At 74.4% G+C, this 17053-nt stretch carries 15 protein-coding genes; 1 reads left to right on the top strand and 14 read right to left on the bottom strand.

Features of this window, described 5'->3' with window-relative positions; all coding sequences use genetic code 11:
• The 6 genes from ACIBEJ_RS08260 to ACIBEJ_RS08235 form a co-directional block, all read right to left on the bottom strand.
• Positions 1 to 2925: a poly(A) polymerase gene (locus ACIBEJ_RS08260; protein ID WP_397181927.1), complete on the bottom strand. Its 2925-nt coding sequence runs from the start codon at positions 2923 to 2925 to the stop codon at positions 1 to 3.
• Positions 2926 to 2968: 43 nt separating this feature from the next.
• Positions 2969 to 4708: an RNA ligase family protein gene (locus ACIBEJ_RS08255; RefSeq protein WP_397181926.1), complete on the bottom strand. Its 1740-nt coding sequence runs from the start codon at positions 4706 to 4708 to the stop codon at positions 2969 to 2971.
• Positions 4709 to 4760: 52 nt separating this feature from the next.
• Complete coding sequence (locus ACIBEJ_RS08250) at positions 4761 to 5924, bottom strand: RNA polymerase sigma factor (RefSeq protein WP_397181925.1); 1164 nt, start codon at positions 5922 to 5924, stop codon at positions 4761 to 4763.
• The gene (locus ACIBEJ_RS08245; protein ID WP_397181924.1) at positions 5921 to 6259 is read right to left on the bottom strand and encodes a YciI family protein; all 339 of its coding nucleotides are present in this window, start codon (positions 6257 to 6259) and stop codon (positions 5921 to 5923) included. Before ACIBEJ_RS08245 ends, ACIBEJ_RS08250 begins: the two co-directional genes overlap by 4 nt.
• Before the next feature lie 78 nt (positions 6260 to 6337).
• Positions 6338 to 8290: a PIG-L family deacetylase gene (locus ACIBEJ_RS08240; RefSeq protein WP_397181923.1), complete on the bottom strand. Its 1953-nt coding sequence runs from the start codon at positions 8288 to 8290 to the stop codon at positions 6338 to 6340.
• Positions 8291 to 8499: 209 nt separating this feature from the next.
• Positions 8500 to 8814: an antibiotic biosynthesis monooxygenase family protein gene (locus ACIBEJ_RS08235; protein ID WP_397181922.1), complete on the bottom strand. Its 315-nt coding sequence runs from the start codon at positions 8812 to 8814 to the stop codon at positions 8500 to 8502.
• Between the two features lie 64 nt (positions 8815 to 8878).
• Between ACIBEJ_RS08235 and ACIBEJ_RS08230 the strand changes: the two genes are divergently transcribed.
• On the top strand, positions 8879 to 9769 hold the full coding sequence (locus ACIBEJ_RS08230) for an aminoglycoside phosphotransferase family protein (RefSeq protein ID WP_397182003.1): 891 nt from the start codon (positions 8879 to 8881) through the stop codon (positions 9767 to 9769).
• Here the strand turns inward: ACIBEJ_RS08230 and ACIBEJ_RS08225 are convergent.
• From ACIBEJ_RS08225 to ACIBEJ_RS08190, 8 genes are read right to left on the bottom strand one after another with little or no spacing between them, the layout of a single operon-like run.
• Positions 9761 to 10144, bottom strand: a complete 384-nt coding sequence (locus tag ACIBEJ_RS08225) for a hypothetical protein (protein ID WP_397181921.1) — start codon at positions 10142 to 10144, stop codon at positions 9761 to 9763. The two genes, ACIBEJ_RS08230 and ACIBEJ_RS08225, sit on opposite strands and share 9 nt — an antisense overlap.
• Complete coding sequence (locus ACIBEJ_RS08220; protein WP_397181920.1) at positions 10129 to 10998, bottom strand: hypothetical protein; 870 nt, start codon at positions 10996 to 10998, stop codon at positions 10129 to 10131. Before ACIBEJ_RS08220 ends, ACIBEJ_RS08225 begins: the two co-directional genes overlap by 16 nt.
• Positions 10980 to 12401 (bottom strand): amidase, encoded by a 1422-nt coding sequence (locus ACIBEJ_RS08215; RefSeq protein WP_397181919.1) that lies wholly within the window; start codon positions 12399 to 12401, stop codon positions 10980 to 10982. Before ACIBEJ_RS08215 ends, ACIBEJ_RS08220 begins: the two co-directional genes overlap by 19 nt.
• Positions 12398 to 13450 carry a C45 family autoproteolytic acyltransferase/hydolase gene (locus tag ACIBEJ_RS08210; RefSeq protein WP_397181918.1) on the bottom strand — a complete coding sequence of 351 codons (1053 nt, stop codon included), beginning with the start codon at positions 13448 to 13450 and terminating at the stop codon, positions 12398 to 12400. Before ACIBEJ_RS08210 ends, ACIBEJ_RS08215 begins: the two co-directional genes overlap by 4 nt.
• Positions 13447 to 14295: an ATP-binding cassette domain-containing protein gene (locus ACIBEJ_RS08205; protein WP_397181917.1), complete on the bottom strand. Its 849-nt coding sequence runs from the start codon at positions 14293 to 14295 to the stop codon at positions 13447 to 13449. The genes ACIBEJ_RS08210 and ACIBEJ_RS08205 overlap by 4 nt, the downstream gene beginning before the upstream one ends.
• A complete protein-coding gene (locus tag ACIBEJ_RS08200; RefSeq protein ID WP_397181916.1) occupies positions 14292 to 15281 on the bottom strand; it encodes an ABC transporter ATP-binding protein in 990 nt (329 codons plus the stop codon). The genes ACIBEJ_RS08205 and ACIBEJ_RS08200 overlap by 4 nt, the downstream gene beginning before the upstream one ends.
• Complete coding sequence (locus tag ACIBEJ_RS08195; RefSeq protein ID WP_397181915.1) at positions 15278 to 16111, bottom strand: ABC transporter permease; 834 nt, start codon at positions 16109 to 16111, stop codon at positions 15278 to 15280. The genes ACIBEJ_RS08200 and ACIBEJ_RS08195 overlap by 4 nt, the downstream gene beginning before the upstream one ends.
• A complete protein-coding gene (locus ACIBEJ_RS08190) occupies positions 16108 to 17049 on the bottom strand; it encodes an ABC transporter permease (protein WP_397181914.1) in 942 nt (313 codons plus the stop codon). The genes ACIBEJ_RS08195 and ACIBEJ_RS08190 overlap by 4 nt, the downstream gene beginning before the upstream one ends.
• Between the last annotated feature and the right edge of the window lie 4 nt (positions 17050 to 17053).

Below are 17053 nucleotides of genomic sequence, written 5' to 3'. Positions count from 1 at the left end.
TCATATCAAGGTGGGTACGGCCCCGCCCTCCGCCCACTCGACCGAGACGCCCTCCACGGCCCAGCGGCGGGCGATCTCCCCGAGCCGGGCGGCGTCCGGGGGAGTCCGGCCCAGCCCGATCGCGTACCGGGCCGGTTCGCCCGGTATGGGACGCGGCCAGGCGTGCGCGTCCAGCGCCCCCGCCGCGTTTAGCGCAGCCAGCAGCTCCAGCATCCGCCCCCTCGCCAGGCCGGCCGTTTCCCCGCTCGCACTGACCACCGCCCAGGCCGCATGCCTGCGGTGGAGGGGCGGTGGGCCGGTGAGTGCGGCGGTTCCGCCGTCCTCGGTCAGCTCCCAGGCGCGGTAGAGCTCCTGGGCGAGCAGGTCCAGGCCGCCGGGGCTGATCTGGCGCGCGCAGTTACGCACCGGCGCACTGGGCGTCAGCACCACCACGGCATCCGGGGAGTCGCCCCAGCCCTGGGAGGGGCCAACGGTGGTCAGGGCGGCCGGGTCGCGGCCGGTGGGGTGCAGGGTGACCGGGTCGCGCCAGTCCCAGGCGGCCCAGGTGCTGAAGAAGCGGCCCAGCAGGTCGTCCTCCGGTGTGCTCTCGTTCTCGCGGGCGGTACGCGCGGCCATGACCGCCCAGGCCAGACCGGGCAGCCCGCCGAACGGCGCGGAGTCCAGCCCCCGCGCCCGTGCCCACGCCTTCACCTGCCTGGCAAGCCGGGCGAAGCGAGCATGCCTGTCACCGGCGGCGTCACGACCACGCTCCACGACGTCATGACCACGCTCGACGGCGGCGCGGATCGCCTCGGCGTCGGTGACCGCGCTCAACGCGATCGCCGCCTGTTCGCCCAGCTCGGCGCGGCGGGCCAGCGCCTGGTCCGGCGGGAGTTCCCCGGCGGGCACCACGGTCAGGTCCACGTCCAGCCCACCGAGGTGGAAGCGCAGCCCCGGCACCCGGGCTCCCACCACGTGGCGCAGCCTGGTCGCCTCGGGCAGGGCGGCGCGTACCAGCGACTCGGCCTGAGCCGCATCCGGCAGCACGGCCACCAGGTCCAGGTCGGCGCCGGGCAGCTCGCAGCCCATGCGCCGCGACCCGGCGACGTGCACCACCCCAGGCACCACGGCCTCCCCAAGCCGCCGCGTGACCTCCCCGGCCACCACACCCAGATGCCCTGGCCTGTGATCCGTTCGATGGGTTTGTTCTGGTTCGTGGTGCGGTTGTCTGGGCTTGTCACGCGTCTGGTGTGGGGTGGTGGGGTCGGGGAGCCAGTGGAGTTCGCCGGTGCCCAGCGTGATCACGGCGCGGGGGCGCATGGGCTCGTCGGCGCGGCGCGACAGCAGTACCAGCTCGCCCACCCGCGCCGTCATCGCGGGCAGGTGGATCGCGGACTCGGTGCGGCCCAGGGTCAGGTGGGGGGTGAAGCGCTCCTGGCAGCGGGGGAAGCGTCGGCGGAGGGATTCGCGGAGGCGGGTCCAGGGGGTGGGGTCGTCGGCGGCGGGGTCGAGCCAGGCGGTCGTCCAGGCACGGTGGCGGAACGTGCGCACCCCTTCCAGCCTGGCCGTGAACGGCTCCGCCTCCGCCGCCGCCTCGGCCAGCAGCGGGGCCGCCGCCTCGAAGTCCGACTCGGGCACGAAACCGAACAGCAGGTTGACGTGCGGCGGCCACCGGTCCACGTGGGGGTCGTGGGCGTGCCGTACCTGCTGGATGGGGGGCCACAGGTCGGACGGTGGGATCCACGCCACCGCCGTACGCGCCGTCGGCGGCACGTCGAGCACCTCGCCGGTTCCCGCGCCGGACAGGTCGAGGTCCGCCATGACCCCGTAGTGGTCGGAGACGTACAGGCCGCCGGGGTCGGGGGTGTCGCCGTGCAGGGTCGCGGACAGCACCCGGGGACGGCCGCGCAGCAGCACCCGGTCCAGGCGGGCGGCCCGGCCGGTGCGGGAGGAGAGCGCGGCCAGCGGGTTGGCGCGGGGGTCGAAGGTGGGGGTGTCGTCGGGTCCGTGCGCCTCGGTCCAGGCGTCGCGCAGGCCGAGCGTGGTGGCGGGGGTGTCCGTGCCGTCGTTGAAGTCGCCCATCAGGACCAGGTCGGCGTCCAGGCCGGACAGCCCCTCGGCGATCCCGGCCAGCTCGGTACGCCGCCTGGCCGGGCCGTCGGCCGAATGGTCGCTGGTCAGGTGGGTGACGGCGACGACGAGCGGCCCGGCGGCGGTGTCCACGACGACGGCGGCCACGGACTTGTGCGGGTCGAGCCCGTGCCAGGCGGCCTCGCGTACCGGCAGCCGGCTCAGCAGCAGGAGCCCGGCCTCGGCGACGTCCGGCCCCTGGGGGTCGGTGCCGAGGGTGTAGCGGGCGCGCACCCAGGGGGCGGCCAGCAGCATGGACACCAGCGCGGGCTCGACCTCCTGCAACGCCAGCACGTCCGCGTCGGCCTCCTCAAGGGCCCGCAGGAGCAGGACACGGCGGCGGGCGGTGTCGATGCGGTCGCTGTCGTAACGGTCCCAGAGCGTGTTCCACGTCAGCACCCGCACGCCCGGCCGGTCACCTGCCGTGCGGCTGGTTGCGGGCTGGGGGCCGGCTGGCCGCGTGTGCGTGGATCCCTCGGGCGCGTGCTCGCCTGTGGGAGTCCAGCCTTCGGCCGGGTTCCACGTGTACGGCGTCCGCGCGGTGAAGAACGGCGCGAGCAGGAGGCGCGGGTCCCTGGCCCGGCCCGCCTCGCAGGTGTCGAGGCGGTCCAGCCCCGATGCCCGGTCCCAGACCAGCTCGCCGTCCGCCTCCACGAACAGCACCCGGTGCCACGGGATCTCGCCGCCGGGTGTGAAGGCGGGCAGCGGCACCCGCTTGGGCCCGGCGCCGCGCTGGCCCACGCCCAGGACGAACCGGGCCGGGTCGAAGCGCGGATCCCAGCGGACCCGGTGGTAGACCTGCTCGCTGGTACGCATCACAACCGTCCGTTCCGGTGGCAGGGCTCTTCGCCGGCGCGCATCACGGCCATCCGTCCCGGTCGTCGACGGTTCCGTGCTCGCCGACGTACCAGGTGCGATGGGCCTGGCCCGGGTACGGCGGGGCGAACCTCCGCACCTGCGAGGCCAGCACGCCGGCGGGCACCGCGTGGGGGCGGGAGGCGTTGCGGCGGCCCAGCTCGACCTCCTCGACCAGGAAGACGACCTGCGTGGTGCAGGCGTCACGGCGGCGGGCCACGGCGTGGACCAGGTTCCGCTGGTGGGGGTTGAGCGAGGTGGCGTCCCAGACCACCGTGGCGCCCTCGGCCAGGGCGGCGTCGAGGCGGTCCAGGCCCTCGGCGAGCACGGCCCCGTTGTCCCGCTGAACGGCCCGTGAACCCCGGGCGGCACGCAGCCCGTCCAGCGACACGTGCACGGCGTTCCCCGCGAGCCCGGCCGCGAACGTGCTCTTCCCGCTGCCCGACGGCCCGACCAGGTGCACCAGCCTGGGGAAGCGCCCGGCCCGCCACCGCCAGGTCGCCGCCACCGCCTGCTCCGCCGTGGCGATCCGCCCGGCGGCCCAGGCGGCACGCGCCTCGGCCCAGCAGCGCCCGGCCGCCTCCCCGTCAAGTTCGGACAGCGCCTCGCGCAACCCGCTCCGCAGCGGCTCCAGCGGATCCGGACCCAGCAACCCGGCGTCCTCGGCATGCAATGCCGACCAGGCGACCTGCTCCCGAGCATCCGCCATCTCCGCCTGCCCGGTCAGGGCGGCCGCCGATACCGCGTGCAGCACCCCCAGGTCGGCGGCCAGTGCCATCCGCCCCAGCCCCGCCCGCCGCTCCTCGTCGGGGAACGGCCGGTGCAGCGCCGGGTACAGCCCGGCCAGATCGGCGACCCGCCGGGCCAGCGGCATGCCCACGGAACGTGCCAGCCGCGCCGCCAGCCGTACCCTCGGCACCGACCGCAGCGCCACGGCCAGCACGCCCGCCAGCCGCGCGTCCCCACCGCGGCCGATCGCGTCCAGCCGCGCCGCCACCTCACCCACCGCCCCGGCGTCCGAGCCGCCCCCGAGAGCATCGCTGCTGTCATCGGGGCCGAAATCCACAGCGGTCAGCAGGGCGGTCAGGTCCGTCTCGGTCCCGGAACGCACCGCCCACAGCGCCGACGAAGGCCCGAGCACGTTGGGCACCACGGGCGCGTGCATCCAGTGGGTGCCGGTCCGCACGTGGTCGCGGCGCACCCACTTGGCCACCCGCCCCGCGAACTCCGCCCGGTCGAACCCCTCGGCGAGCCGCACCACGTACCCTTCCTGCCGCTCCGAATCCAGCCGGAGCCCGCGCAACACCCGCTCGTCGAACTCCCCCCGCCACAGCACAGGCGGCACCGGAATCCCGAGTTCCCGCAGGAAGGAGACGGTGCGGTCCCAGTCCAGGCAGCGCTCGCCGTCCCAGACCGAGAACCCGTAGAACCAGCTCTCCAGCCCGGAGTAGGCGAGCGAGTGCCGGGCGTAGAGATTCTCGCCGCACACCCGCACGCCCGGAGGAATCCGGCCCCCGACCCGCCCCTGCAGCCCCTTGACCCAAGCCCGGGAAGGATGGTGGGCCGAGTCCAGCGACCGGGCGTGCAGGCCGTCCCGGTACAGGGTGGTGTTCTCCCCGTCCAGCTTCTCGGTGACCACGACCTCGCGGCCCCGCAGCCCGGACAGGTCGCCCGCGCGCACGTCGTCCGGGGTCGCACCCGGCGACCAGGGCAGATGGGAGGTACGCGGATAGTGCACGCGCATGGAGATCACTGTACAAGCGCGGAGAAAGCGCCCTCCAGCCAATAAACGCGCGTCAGGAGCCCAGCCGCCGCAGCAACAGCCGCCGCTCGGCGTCGTCGCGGACGAGCGCGAGCGCGCGCTCGAAGGCCGCGCGGGCCTCCCCGGTACGGCCGGCCCGCTCCAGCAACTCACCCCGCGCCGCGTGCAGATAGTGGAAGTCCTGGAGCGGAAGCCCGTCGATGATCTCCAGCCCGGCCTCCGGCCCCCGCGTCTGGGCCAGGGCGATGGCCCGGTTCAGCTCGACCACCGGCGAACCGGTCAGCCGGGCGAGCTCGCCGTACAGCAAAACGATCTGCGCCCAGTCGACCGGCTCCTCGGTGTGGAGCGCCGCGATGGCCGCCTGCACCACGTACGGCCCGCGCCCGTGCAGAGCCAGCGCCCGCGCCAGCGTCCGCCGCCCCTCGGCGATCATGCCGGAGTCCCACAACGACCGGTCCTGCTCCGGCAGCAGCACCAGCTCCCCGTCGCGGAAGCGGGCCAGCCGGCGCGAGTCGTGCAGCAGCATGAGGGCCAGCAGCCCGTGCGCCTCGGACTCGTCCGGCATCAGCTCGACCAGGGCCCGCCCGAGCCTGATCGCCTCCCCGGCCAGGTCCACCCGCCCCGTGTACCCCTCGTTGAAGATCAGGTACGCCACCGCGAGCACGGCGGCCAGCCGGTCGGGCAGCAGATGGTCGGCCGGCACCCGGAAGGGGATGCCGGACGCCCGGATCTTCCGCTTGGCCCGCACCAGGCGCTGCGCCATCGTCGGCTCCGGCACCAGGAACGCGCGCGCGAGGTCGTCGGTGCTCAGCCCGCCGAGCGCGCGCAGCGTCAGCGCGACCTGCGCCTCCATGGACAGCGCCGGATGGCAGCAGGTGAAGATGAGCTCGAGCCGCTCGTCGCGGAAGCCGGTGTCGTCCATCTCGTCCTCCCCCGGCCGCTCGGCCGCGAGCAGGCGGGTCTTCTCGGCCAGCGTGCGGTCGCGGCGCACGCGGTTGACCGCCCGGTTGCGCGCCGTCGTGATCAGCCAGGCGCCCGGATGGGCCGGCGTCCCGTCGCGCGGCCACCGGTCGGCGGCGATCGCGAAGGCCTCCTGCGCGGCCTCCTCGGCGAGGTCGAAGTCGCCGAGGAAGCCGATCAACGCGGCCAGGACGCGTCCCCACTGCTCGCGGAAGACGCGCTCCAGCTCTTCGGTCACTGGTTCAGCGGGCGTATCTCGACCGCTCCGCCCATGCGAACCGCCGGGATCCGCCCGGCCAGCTCGATCGCGGCGTCGAGGTCGTCGGCCTCGTAGAAGAGGTAGCCGCCGATGGCCTCCTTCATCTCCACGAACGGCCCGTCGGTGGTCAGCGTCCTGCCGTCCTGCACCCGTACCGTGGTGGCGGTGTCCGGCGGCTGCATCCACTGGCCGGGCGTCACCCCGGGCGTCTGCTCGATCGCCTGGTAGGCGGCGGGCAGCGCCTCGCGCTCCTCATCCGTCAGGTCGTCCCACGCGCCCGGTTCGCCGTGGGTGATCAGCAGCATGTACTTCATCGGGCTCCTCCTGCGTGCTCGGGAAGGGTCGCGTCATAGACAAACGGGCCGGGCGGAAATCGACACCCCGCTCGGAATTCACCATCCCAGCATCCGCCACGGGGTGAAGTGCGTGCCGCCCACCTCCTCCTGCCAGCGGGCGAACAACTGCCCCCTGACGCCGAGGCTGAAGACCATGACGCGGCCCGAGCGGTCGGCGTACAGCGCGGGCACGCCGATGATCTTCCCGCCGAGGTCCTGCCACGGGCCGTAGCCGCCGTTCGCCTGCTGTTGCACGGCCACCGAGACGCCCATCGCCGGGTTGCGCACGGCCAGCACGACCCTGGCCGACGGGACGGAGGCGTTCGGCCCCCGGGCGGCCTGCACGTTGCCCACGCCGCCCGGCGCCGGGAGGATCGAGCGCGTGCGGCTCCACTTGTAGCCGGGCGGCTCCTGCCGGGTTCTGACGACGTCGCCGACGGTGACCGTACCGGTGTCGAGGTCGCCCTGACGGTAGAGGAGCTCCAGGCGCGCGTCCGCGTTGTGGACGAGCGTCGGCGGGCTGCCCGGCGTGGTGGAGGCGAAGGGCGCCGAGCGGAAGGGCCCGTCGGGCCTGGCCTGCCGCCAGCGCAGGACGCGGGCGGAGTCGCAGCGGGTTCTGGCCGGATTGGCCCGCGCGCACAGTGTGGCGAACAGCTCGATGCGGCCCATGCGGTCCCGCATGGCGGTGATGCCGCTGCGCAGCCCCTGCTCGGGCAGCGTCTGCCACGGCGCCCACACGCCGTTGCCGAGGTGGGTCCGGTAGCTGATCTGGTGGGTGCCGGTCTGGACGAAGACGTTGATCCGGCCCCGCCGGTCGAGCGCGAGCTGGGGCGCGCTGGTGCGGTTGCCGCCGTCGGGCGGGTGGCCGAGGCTGCTCCACCGGCCGCTCCACGGGCCGCCGGGGGTGCGCTGCGCGGTGGTGACGATCGCGTCGGTCAGCCCGTTCTCGCGCAGCCGGATCGCGAACGCGCGCAGCCGGCCGTCGCTGTCGCGCTCGACGGCGACGCCCGGGGCGATCCACGCGCCCGCGTGGCCGAGCGAGCTGGGCCCGCGCCAGCGGCCGTCCCCGCCCTGGTCCCAGGAGACCACGCGGCGCCCCTGCACCGACAGGACGCTGAGCCGCCCGTCGGCGTTCGCGCCCACGCTCAGCAACTCGTCGGTCCAGCGGTAGACCATCCGGTTCATCCGCCAGACGTAGGCGGGGTAGTTGAGGTCGGAGTCCCTGGCCAGCGGGTCGTGCGGGGCGTACGCGTCGAAGACGTCCTTCTTCATGTCCCGCTCGGACGGCCCCAGGTTGGCGGGAACGTCCTGGATGAAGTAGTCGCGGTAGTTGATCTCGACCACCCTCGGGTTCGTGTCCCGGTACTGTCCCGCGGCCTCCGCGGTGAAGCGCGCCGTCTGGACGTGGTCGGGGTGGTCGTGCGTGCGGTAGAGGTCCGGCTGCGGGTCCTGCGCGCGGATCGCGTGCGGGGTGAACATCTCCATCAGCTTGCGCAGCGTGCCGACGAGCGCGCCGTAGGTGTAGCACTGCTCGTACGGCGAGCCGGGCTCGGTGAACGTCGGCACGCATCCCGCCTTCGCCCGGTCGTCCCAGAGCCGGACCAGCGCCCCCCGCCCGCGCGCGTCCTGGCGGCGCCGGTCACCGCCGTCGGGTATCCGCAGGAACAGCAGGTGGATCCCGGTGCCGCGCAGATGGTTGTGCTCGATGACCTGCCCGCCGACGCGCAGCGGCTCGATGTCCCAGACGGGCGCGGACACGCCCGCCATGCGCGCGTACGCCGCCCGCGAGCCCGCCCGCCGCCCTTCGGCGTAGGCATGGCCCTCCTGCGCCTCGCCCGCGGTCAGGAAGACCGACGCGATCGGATATCCGGCGCGAATGGTCTGGTGGATGTCGGGATTGAGAAAGAGGAGATCGTCGTCCTCATGCGCAAGGAAATGCAGGAAATGTACGTGTTCGATGAGCCTGGACATTCGTGCCTCGCCCGGCAGGGCCGCGCCGATAACGGTCATCAGCAGGCTCGTCAGGAAAAGGCGCACACTCTTCTTCAATTCCTCCCCCTCTACATCAATGAAAGGATCATCGATACAAGAGGGACAGGCCGGGATTGATGCGCAAAGGCACTGTCAGTGTTCTTCTGTCCAGTGGCAAGCGATTCGTCAGCCCGCGTGGCCTTCGCGACGGGCACGGGGGCGGGCGCACGGGCCCGCCCCCGCGCGCCCTAGTCGTCGGGCAGGTCCACGACGACCTCGTGGTGGGTGACGCGCTCGTCCCACCGGGTCAGGGTGCGGCGGGCCGCCTCGGCGAGCACCGCCTGCCCGGGGTCCTCGCCGGCGAAGGCGCGTACCTCGTCCATGCCGGTGAAGTAGGCGATCGAGGTGAACAGCACCTCATCCCCGTCGTCCTGCCGCAGCAGCCGGGCGCCGCGGAAGCCGTCGATCTTCCGCAGGTGGCCGGCCACCTCCGACGCGTAGTGCCGCTCGTAGTCGCCGGCCGTCGCCGGTCGGGCCCATCCTCGCCACGTTCGCGCGATCATGCGTTGCACCTGGCCTTCCTTCTCAGAGCCTGATCACGCCACAGAGTAGGCTCTTCCGGTGAAAATGCACCCCGGCCAGTTGGAGATCCCCCTCGCCACGGTCCGCGCGCTGATCGCCGAGCAGTTCCCCCGGTGGCGGGATCTGCCGGTCAGGCGGGTGCCCGGCCAGGGCACGGTCAACGCCATCTTCCGCGTCGGCGACGACCTGGCAGCCAGGTTCCCCCTGGAGGCGCGCGAACCCGCCGCCGCCCGGCGCTGGCTCGAAGCCGAGGCGGCCGCGGCCCGCGAGCTGCTGGGCGTCACCCGGTTCCGCACCCCGGAGCCGGTCGCGCTCGGCGAGCCGGGAGCGGGCTACCCGCTGCCCTGGGCGGTGCAGACCTGGCTGCCGGGCGTCGTGGCCACCGACGAGGACCCGGGGGAGTCGGCGGGGTTCGCCGGCGACCTGGCCGAGTTCGTCGCCGGGCTGCGCGCCGTCGCGACGGGCGGCCGCGTGTTCACCGGCGGCGGCAGGGGCGGCGACCTGACCACGCACCACGCCTGGGTGGAGACGTGCCTGCGCGAGAGCGAGCGCCTGCTGGACGTTCCCCGGCTGCGCGCCGCCTGGACCGCGCTGCGCACCCTGCCGCGCGCGGCCCCCGACGTCATGAACCACGGCGACCTGATCCCCGGCAACGTCCTCGTCTCAGGCGGCAGGCTCGCGGGCGTGCTCGACGTGGGCGGCTTCGGACCGGCCGACCCCGCGCTCGACCTGGTGGCCGCCTGGCACCTGCTCGAAGACGGGCCGAGGCGGGTGCTGCGCGAGCGGCTCGGCTGCGGCGACCTGGAGTGGGAGCGGGGCAGGGCATGGGCCTTCGTCCAGGCCATCGGCCTGGTCTGGTACTACCTCGACACCAACCCGGTGATGAGCGAGCTCGGCCGGCGCACCCTGGACCGCGTCCTGGCCCGTTCAGCGTAGGAGCACGTCCGCGGCCAGCAGCACGTAACCCACGGACAGGCCCAGGAAGGTGACGGTGTCCGTCCAGCGCATGGCCCGGCTGCCGGCCAGGTCCGGACGGACGGCCGCAGGGAAGAACGACAGCGGGGCGAGCCACGAGAAGAACGCGATGAGCGCCACCGCCGCCACGGGCGGGCTCGGCACCGCGGCGCCGACCGCGATGAGGATCGTGCCCATCATGAGCAGCTCGATGTGGCCCTGCCGGACCCGCCTCGGGTCGCGCAGCCCGCGGCGCAGCCGTTCCGCCCGGGGGGTGCGGGTGACGTAGACCATGAACCAGCCCGTCAGCACCCCCACGGTCAGTTCGAGCACCCCCAGCTTCACCAGGAACGGCACGGCCCGCCTCCCATCGCCTCGCCGAAGAAGTCCCGCACCGCGGGCAGCACCTCGAACCCGTTGTGCGCCGCCCCCGGCACCACGTCGAGCCGGGCGGCGATGCCCGCCTCGGCGAAGCTGCGGCGCAGGCTGTTCAGCCGGTCGATCCGGGTCGGCCCGGCGCCGTCGGCGCCCCGCACCCACAGCTCGTCCCGCTCGGTCACGGTGATCTCCCAGGTGTCGGTGTCCGCGGCGCCGATGACCATCTGCACGGGCACCCCGCGCATCGCCTCCAGGTCGAGCCCGGCGCCGAAACGGCGGGCGAAGTCCTCGGTCCCCGCCCACCACGGCCAGCGCGGGTCGAGCAGCGTGACCAGCCCCGGCGCGCCGATCGAGACCGCGCGCAGCCGCCGGGGATGCAGGTAGAAGAAGCGGTGCGCGAACTGCCCGCCGCCGGAGAAGCCGTGCATCAGCATCCGGTCCCCGGCCAGGCGGTACTTGCCCGCCACCTCGTCCACCATCGACAGCAGCACCCGGTCGAACCTGATGCCGCCGTAGTCCAGGAACTTGTAGTCGTGCAGTTCCCCGGGCCGGCCGATGCCGGCGGGGAACAGCGGCGCCAGCACGATGCAGCCGTGCGCCCGGCAGAACGCGGCGAAGCGGTCGCGGTACTCGGCGGCGGTGCGGTCGGTGCCGTGGACCACCACCACGAGGTCGTAGCGCCGCTCGCCGGCCTCGTCGTAGTCCTCGGGCACGTAGAGGCAGTAGGAGAAGCGCTGGTCGGCCGCGCAGGCGAAGAACGGGGTGTGCCCGAGGTCGTAGTAGCTCAGGTCGACGCCGTGGCGGCGGGGCCCGGTCACGGCTGGGGCCGCCACGCCGCGTCCGCGTACCAGGGGAGGGCCGCGGTCACGGCCGCGCCGACCTCGAACACCGTCGCGTCGTCGTACGGCCGGCCGACCACCTGCACCCCCGTCGGCACCCCCTGCTCCGAGCGGCCGGAGGGCACGCTGAGCACCGGGCACCGGCTGGCGAGGTTGAACGGCACCGTGAGCGGCGCCTCCAGGTTGTGGCCGAGGGTGACGCCGTCGACGACGAGCGGCGTCTCCAGGTAGTCTTCGCCGGCCAGCAGCGCGGGCGTGCCGGAGGCGGGGCAGAGCAGCGCGTCGAACCGGGCGAAGATCGCCGCCAGGTCCTCGTGCACGCGTGCCTCGATCGTCAGCGCGCCGTAGAAGCCGGTCTCGGCGGCGGCCCTCAGGCTGCGCTCCATGAAGTCGCGGGCGTAACGGGTGATGCCCTCCCCGTGCGTGGCGACCTCCCCGGCCACGATCGGGCCGAAGATCGCCCCGTAGTGCGCCCAGGCCGCGCGCATGATCTCGGCCCGCGTCCAGGTCAGCTCCACCTCCTCCACGACCGCGCCCGCCTCGGCGAGGGCGCGGGCGGCGTCCCAGGTGGCGGCGGCCACGGCGGGCTCGACCGGGTAGTCGCCCAGGTGGACGCAGACGGCCACGCGCCGCCCCGCCAGCGAGCCCGAGTAGGGCGGGATCGGCGGTGGCGCGGGCAGCGAGACGTGGTCGCGCGGGTCCTGCCCGGCGATCACGTTCTGCAGCAGCGCGCAGTCGGCGACGGTCCGCGCCATCGGCCCGTCGTGGCAGTAATGGTCCAGGTTGTACGGCGGCAGCGCGGGCACCCGCCCATAAGGCGGCTTGTACCCGACGACCCCGTTGAAGGAGGCGGGGATGCGAATGGACCCCCCGATGTCGGAACCCGTCGCCAGCACCGCCGTCCCCGCCGCGAGCGCGGCGCCCGAGCCGCCCGAGGATCCGCCGCTGGAATGGGCGAGGCTCCACGGGTTGCGGGTGACGCCCCACAGGTCGCTGTGGGTGAACCCGGCCGCGCAGAACTCCGGCGTGGTGGTGCGCGCGTGCACGATGCCGCCCGCGGCCGTGATCCGCTCGACGATCGGGTGGGTGACGTCGGCGACGTTGTCGCGCAGCAGCAGGGAACCGTCGCGCAGCGGATGCCCCGCGATCGGCTGCTCCTCCTTCAGCGCCACCGGCAGCCCCTCCAGCGCCCTGGCGGTTCCGCGCAGGTAGCGCTCCTCGGCCTGCCTGGCCTGCTTCGTGGCCTGCTCGAACCACCGCTCGGCGAAGGCGTTCACCCGCGGCTCGCACTCCTCGGCCCGTTCGATGACGGCGGCCAGCAGTTCGACGGGCGACAGCTCGCGGGCGGCGAACCTCGCCAGCGCCTCGGTGGCCGGCAGATAGGCCAGTTCGCTCACCGGTTCTCCTTCAGGTCGTAGACGGCATAGGCGCCCTGGTCGGGCGGTCCGGCGCAGACGTGCATCCGCCGGGCGCGGATCTCGGCGATCGTGGAGACCACGGTCGCGATGTCGATGTCCGGCGCGTCGGCGGCGTGATGGCACAGGGCGTCGGGCGCGCCGGCGCGGTCGGCCAGGATCGCGGCCAGCTCGCGCGGCCCGGCGTGCGGACCGGCCTCGGCCAGCAGCGCGCGGAGCCGTTCCAGCCGGGCCCGCGAGTTGCGCAGCCACCCGGGCGGCGCGTTCTCCTCGGCGGCGCGCGCGGACAGGAAGTGGTTGGTGTGCAGGAGCGTGCCGCCCGCGGGGTCGAGCCGGTCCACGCCCGAGGGCGTGGTCTCGATGTCGAGCGCGCCGTCGTCGTCGGCGATGAGCAGGTTGCGCGGGCCCGTGCGCGGCACGGCGGCGACGGCCGCGGCGGCGCGGTGCCGGTCGGTCTGGCCGAGCGCCAGCCGGGTGAGCAGGTAGCGCGGCACGCCGACGCCCCACCGGGCGGTGCGCAGGAAGTTGCCGAAGACGGCGACCCCCGCCTCGTTCATGCCGTGGTGGCCGAGCTGCCCGGCCGGGGTGACGGTGAGCAGCGCCGGAGCACCGGTGGGCGTGCGCCGCAGCGCCACGAACAGGGGAGCGGCCCACGGCGGCAGGTCCGCGTTCTGCGCCGCGATCGGCCCGCCGGGCCGCGACGGATCGACCAGCGCCAGCGAACTGCACTCGGGCGCCGCGGTGTTCCACCCGGTCAGCTCGGCGCGGAGCTGCAGGATCCAGCCGTCGGCCGCGGTGAGGCCCGCGCCCTCGCCCACGCCGTCCACCTCGGCGGCCAGCTCGGGCGCGTGGCTCGCGGTGACCGCGCGCACGGCCAGCGCGTGCTCGCGGGCGGCGGCCCGGTCCAGGCCGCCGACGATCATCTCGTGGTGCCGTCGCACCAGATCCCGTACGGCCTCGCCGTACGCCTGGCCGGCGGCCCGGCCGTCACCGGGAACCTCGACCTCGATCAGCCGGACGGGAGCGTTCACCCGTCCACCTCCTTCCTGGGGGACCTTGCGATGGGGCGGCGTCGCGCGTGCAGCGACGGCACCGCGCTGACCAGCTCCCGGGTGTAGTCGTGGCGGGGATCGGTGTAGATCCGCTCGGCGGGGCCGACCTCGACCAGCTCCCCGCCGCGCATCACGCCGATCCGGTCGGCGACGAGCCTGACCACGGCGAGGTCGTGGGAGATGAAGACGCAGGCGAAGCCGGTGCTCGCGCGCAGCCCGGCCAGCAGGTCGAGGATCTGGGCCTGGGTGGAGACGTCGAGGGCGGAGACCGGCTCGTCGCAGATCAGTGCGCGCGGGCCGCAGGCGACGGCGCGGGCGATGGCCAGCCGCTGGCGCTGGCCGCCGGAGAACTCGCGCGGCAGCCGTTCGGCGTGCTCGGGGCGCAGGCCCACCTGGGTGAGCAGGTCCGCCACCCGCTCGCGGCGGGCCGCGGCGTCGAGGTCCGTGTGCAGGAGGAGCGGCTCGGCGATGCTGGCGCCGACGCGCATCATCGGGTTCAGGGAGCCGAGCGGGTCCTGGAAGACCATCTGCAGGTCGCGCCGCCTGACCCGCAGCGCCCGCCCGCGCAGCGCGGCGAGATCGACGCCGTCCAGCAGCACCTGGCCGCGGTCGGGGCGCAGCAGCCCGGCCAGCATGCGGGCCGTGGTGGACTTGCCCGACCCGCTCTCACCCACGATCGCCAGCGTCTCGCCCGCGGCCACCGCGAACGACACCTCCCGCACCACGGCGTCGCCCCCGAACGCCTTGACCAGCCCCCGAGCCTCCAGCACGCCCACACCCTCGCCCGGCGCCCCGGTGCGGCGGTGGCTTTCGCGGACGCTCATCGGCCCGCCCCCGAGAGGGTGAGTTCCCCGCCGCGGGCGCAGCGGACGCGGCGGGTGCCGGTGACGCGGACCTCCACGGGCCCGTCGTCGCAGATCCCCGGCCGGGCGTGGGCGCAGCGCGGGCTGAACGGGCAGCCCGGCGGCAGCGCCCCGGGAGCGGGGACCGCGCCGGGGATCGCCTCAGGCGGGCGGCCGCGCATGGCGTTCTCCGGCGCGGCGGCCAGCAACGCCGCCGTGTACGGGTGGCGCGGCGCGTCGAACACCTCGCCCACCTCGCCCTCCTCCACCAGGCACCCGGCGTACATGACCGCGAGCCGGTGACACGTGCCCGCCACCACGCCGAGGTCGTGGGTGACCAGTAGCAACGCCATCCCGAGCTCTTCCTGCATGCGCACCAGCAGGTCGAGGATGCGCGCCTGCACGGTCACGTCCAGCGCGGTCGTCGGCTCGTCGGCGACCAGCACGGCCGGCTCGCAGGCCACCGCCATGGCGATCATCACCCGCTGCCGCATCCCGCCGCTGAACGTGTGCGGGTACTCCGCGGCGCGCCGGCGCGGCTCCTTGATGCCCACCTCGCCCAGCAGTTCGACCGCCCGGCGCGCGGCCGGCTTCCGCGCCAGCCCGAGATGCCGCCTGAGCACCTCGGCCACCTGCTCGCCGACCGGGATCGCCGGGTTGAGGCTGGCCATCGGGTCCTGGAAGACCATCGCGATCCGCCGGCCGCGGATGCCGGCCAGCGTCCTGCGGTCGGCTGCCAGCAGTTCGGCGCCGTCCAGTCGTACCGAGCCCGCGGTCACCGCGACGCCGCGCGGCAGCAGCCCGAGCAGCGCCAGCGCGGTCATCGACTTGCCCGACCCCGACTCGCCGACCAGCCCCGCCGCCTCGCCCGCCGCCAGCCGGAAGGACACCTCGCGCACCAGCGGCACCGCCCGGCCACCGGGGTAGGCGGCGACGGACAGACCCTCGACCTCCAGCAGCGTGCTCATACGTGCTCCCGATCCCGGCGGGCCAGCGCGTCGCGCAGGCCGTCGCCGACTGTGTTGAACGCCAGCACCGCCACGAGGATGACCACGCCGGGCAGGATGACCAGCAGCGGCGCCTGCTCCAGGTGGCGTACCGCGCGCTTGAGCATCGAGCCCCAGCTCGCCAGCGGCGGCTGCACGCCGAGGCCGAGGAAGCTCAGACCGGCCTCGGCGAGGATGGCGTAGCCGAAGGTGAGGAAGACCTTGACGATGAGCGGCGTGCTCACGTTGGGCAGCACGTGGCGCAGGATGACGCGCGGCGTGGAGCACCCGGTGACGATGGCGGCCTGGACGTAGGTCTGGCCGCGTACGGCGAGCGCCGAACCCCTGACCACCCGGTAGAAGCCCGGCGCGTAGACCACGCCTACGGCCAGCATCGCGTTGGTGAGGCTGGGCCCGAGCGCGGTGGCGATGGCGATGGCCAGCACCAGGCCGGGAATCGACAGGACCGCGTCGGCCACGCGGGAGACGACCAGGTCGAAGCCGCCTCCCAGGTACCCGGCGAGCAGGCCCAGCGGCACCCCGCCCAGCGCGGCCACGGCGACGGCCAGCAGGGAGGCGCCCAGCGAGACGCGGGTGCCGTACACGAGTCTGCTGAGCACGTCGCGGCCGGACTCGTCGGTGCCGAGCCAGTGCGCGGCGCCCGGCCCCTCCAGCCGGCGCAGCAGGTCCTGGTCGACGGGGTCGTAGGGGGCGATGAGCGGCGCGGCCACGGCGACCAGCACGAACACGGCCAGCACCGCGACGGCGAGCATCACGTCCGCGCGCCCGGACAGGCGCCTCCAGAGCGTCATGCCGCCTGCCCGGGGGTGAGTCGGCGGTAGGCCAGGTCGACGGCGAGGTTCGCGGCGACCACGACCAGCGTGCTCGCGATCACGATGCCCTGCAGCACGGGCAGGTCCTGGCGGGTCACCGTGGACTCGGCGAGCGTCCCGAGCCCGGGCAGCCCGAACACGGTCTCCACCACGACCGCGCCGCCGAGCAGCTGGCCGGTCTCCAGCCCGATCACCGTCACGTACGGCACCGCCGCGTTGCGCAGCGCGTGCCTGCGCAGCACGGCGCCACCGAGCAGCCCCTTGGCCCGCGCCGTACGCACGTAGTCGCTCTCCAGCACGTCGGCCAGCGCCGCGCGCAACTGGCGGGTCGGCTCGACGGCGGCGGCCAGCCCGAGCGTCAGCGCGGGCAGTGCCAGATGCGCGGCGAACACGCCGAACCCGTCCCCGATCGGCCGGTAGCCGGTGGCGGGGAAGACCGGGTAGGTGATCGCGAGCGCCAGGATCAGCAGCAGCCCCAGCCAGAACGACGGCGTCGCCACGGCCAGCGCGGTGCCGGAGGAGATGACCCGATCGAGCCGCCCGCCCGGCCGCAGCGCCGCGAGCGTGCCGAGCGGGATGGAGATCAGCACGGCGACGGCCATCGCGGCCAGCGCCAGCGAGAGCGTCACCGGCAGCCGCTCGGCGAGGATCTCGGTGACCGGCTGCGAGTTGTACAGGGAGGTGCCGAGGTCGCCGGAGAGCGCCGCCGCGGCCCAGCTCACGTAGCGCACCGCCACCGGCTGGTCGAGCCCGAGCCGGTCGCGGACGGCGGCGATCTCCTCGCGCGTGGCGTGCTCGCCCGCGATGTGGACGGCCGGATCGCCCGGCACCAGCAGCGACAGCGCGAAGGTGATGATCGAGACCACGAACAGCACCACCGCGGCGCCCGCGAGCCGCTTGATCAGGAAGACGAACATGACG

It is taken from the genome of Nonomuraea sp. NPDC050790 (assembly GCF_044456745.1).
Taxonomy (GTDB): domain Bacteria; phylum Actinomycetota; class Actinomycetes; order Streptosporangiales; family Streptosporangiaceae; genus Nonomuraea.
This window is presented reverse-complemented; position numbering and strand designations above follow the sequence as displayed.